The sequence below is a fragment of the Nocardia carnea genome, assembly GCF_029869215.1.
In the GTDB taxonomy this organism is placed as follows: domain Bacteria; phylum Actinomycetota; class Actinomycetes; order Mycobacteriales; family Mycobacteriaceae; genus Nocardia; species Nocardia carnea_B.
In genome coordinates, this window is record NZ_JARWPM010000231.1 from 1 (window position 1) to 2,647 (window position 2,647).

Genomic DNA, 2,647 nt, shown 5'->3' on the forward strand with positions numbered 1-2,647 from the left:
CCCCCCGCCCCCCCCCGGCCCCCCCCCGCTTCTCCGCGGGGTCTTAACCCCTGACCCCTGGGGGGCCCAACCCCCCGCGCCGACGAAGTCGGCGCCAATAAACACAGCTCAGAAGGGGTCGGCGGCGGCTCGGCGCAGGACTTCGCGGGCGAGCGGCCCGTGCAGCGCCTCGACCGGTTTACCGGGCAGTGTGTCGTCGTCGGTGAAGATCCACTCCAGGATCTCCTCGTCGGTGTATTTGGCGTCGCGCATCACCGTGATCAGGCCCGGCAGCGGTTTCACCACCGCACCCGTCTCGTCGAAGAAGATTTCCGGGATCCCCACCACACCGTCGCGGCGTACCGCGAGCAGCTGGTTGTCCCGCAGCATCTGGTGGACCCGGGTCACCACGACACCGAGGTTCTTCGCGACATCGGGCAGCGAGAGCAGTGGTACCGAGGCGGGCAGGACATCGGCACTGCAAGGAAAGGCACTCACGGGAGATAACCGTAGACGTTGTGTGCCTGGCCGCGGTGAGACACCCGCACCTGTCCGGCCGATAACATCGTGGGAGCCGCGTGGGCGGCGACCGTGTGGACGCGGTACGAGGGTGGAGAGGTTCGTGACAGCCGGAGGAGAATTGATCGGCGCCGTGCTCGACCGGCGCTACCGGATCGACGCGCCGATCGCCCGGGGCGGGATGTCGATGGTGTTCCGGGGGGTGGATACCCGGTTGGGCCGGCCGGTCGCGATCAAGGTGATGGACCCCAAGTTCGCCGGCGACCCGCAGTTCCTGAGCCGGTTCGAGTTCGAGGCGCGGGCGGTGGCCGGGCTCAAGCATCCCTCCCTGGTCGAGGTGTACGACCAGGGCGTGGACGGCGAGTACCCGTTCCTGGTGATGGAGCTCGTGCAGGGCGGGACGCTGCGCGAACTGCTGCGGGAACGCGGGCCGATGCCACCGCATGCGGTGCGCGCGGTCGCCGAACCGGTGCTGGCCGCGATCGGGGTGGCGCATGCGGCCGGATTGGTGCATCGCGATGTGAAACCGGAGAATGTGCTCATCTCCGACGGCGGGGATGTGAAGATCGCCGACTTCGGCCTGGTCCGCGCCGTCGCCGCGGCCAACACCACGTCGGCCAGCGTGATCCTCGGTACCGCCGCGTATCTCTCCCCAGAACAGGTCACCAGCGGTAGCGCCGATGCCCGCAGCGATGTGTACGCGTTCGGCATCCTGATCTTCGAGCTGCTCACCGGGAAGGTGCCGTTCACCGGGGACAACTCGTTGTCGGTGGCCTACCAGCGGGTGGAGAACGATGTGCCGAGCCCCAGCGAGTTCATCGCCGGGGTGCCGCCCGAGTTCGACCGGCTGGTCGCCCGCGCCACCGCCCGCGAACCCGCCCACCGGTTCGCGGACGCCGGTGAGATGGTGGCCGAATTGCGGGCGATCGCCGCCCGCCTGAACCTGCCCGAGTACCGGGTTCCGGCACCGCAGGATTCGGCGGAACACACCAGCGCCCGGCATCCGGTGACCCGCGCCGTACCCGAGCCGGTGGCGGCGCACGGCCCGCAGCCGACCCGGATGGTGACCACCGCCCGGCCGCGTACCGACCCCCCGCCGCCACCGGCCTATATTCCGCCGCAGCAACCCACCCGGTACAGCTCCTATCAGGAGAGTCGCGGCAACGGACGCCGCAACGGCATGATCTGGACGGCCGCGGTGGTGGTACTGACCCTGCTGGTCGGGATCGGCGGCTGGTGGCTCGGTATGGGCCGCTACAACACCGTGCCCTCGGTCGCGGGGATGACGGTCGAGCAGGCCACCGCCGAACTACAGGAAGCCGGATTCGACACCGGCACCCGCGACAAGGCCTCCGATACCGTGCCGGTCGGCGGTGTCGTCGGCACCGACCCCGGCCCGGGCGCGCGGAAGACCAAGGGTTCGACCGTCGACATCCTGGTGTCGAGCGGTAAACCCGAGGTGCCCGCCGTCGCACCCGGCGCGGACTGGGAGGAGGTCCAGCAGTTGATCCGCGATCAGGGCCTGCAACCGGTGGACGGCGGGGAGGTCGCCAGTACCGCGCCCGAGGGCACCCTGGCCCGTATCGACCCCGCGCCCGGGACGGTGCTGCCCGCGGGCGCGCATGTGCAGATCTGGAAGAGCAACGGGTCGCGCCCGGTGCAGCTGCCCGACCTGCGCGCCGATACCCCGGACGAGGCCCGTAAGAAGCTCGAGGATCTGGGCCTCACCGTGGCCGGGGAACGGCCCGCCTACGACGAACTGGTGGAGGTGGGCCGCGTGATCGGTACCGAACCCGGTGTGGGCACCACCGTCGACGCCGGCTCCGCGGTCACCCTGCTGATCTGCGAGGCGGTCACGATGCCGTCGGTGGTCGGTAAATCCGTCGCGGAGGCCCGCCGCACGCTGCAGGGGCTGGGCCTGCAGGTGCAGGTCCGCCAGTTCGCGCCCCTGGATTCCTCCGTGGTGGTTTCCCAGAATCCCGCCGCGAACGCGAACGTCGAAACCGGCGGTTCCGTATCCGTGGTCGCCATCCCCTGAGCAGCGGGGGGGGGGGGGGCGGCGCCGGCCGCCGCCCCCCCCGGCCCGCGCGGGGGAGGGGGGGGGGGGAGGAAAGTGTGGGCGGGGGGGGGGGGGGGGGGGGGGGGGGGG

2 protein-coding genes are annotated in these 2,647 nt (G+C 71.0%); one reads left to right on the forward strand and one right to left on the reverse strand.

Features of this window, described 5'->3' with window-relative positions:
- Positions 1-108: 108 nt before the first annotated feature.
- Complete coding sequence (locus QH276_RS15845; protein ID WP_280400931.1) at positions 109-477, reverse strand: Rv2175c family DNA-binding protein; 369 nt, start codon at positions 475-477, stop codon at positions 109-111.
- Positions 478-601: 124 nt separating this feature from the next.
- On the opposite strand from QH276_RS15845, the gene pknB reads away from it, so the two are divergent.
- Positions 602-2,536, forward strand: coding sequence for a Stk1 family PASTA domain-containing Ser/Thr kinase (gene pknB, locus QH276_RS15850; RefSeq protein ID WP_280400932.1), 1,935 nt, complete (start codon positions 602-604; stop codon positions 2,534-2,536).
- Positions 2,537-2,647 lie beyond the last annotated feature (111 nt).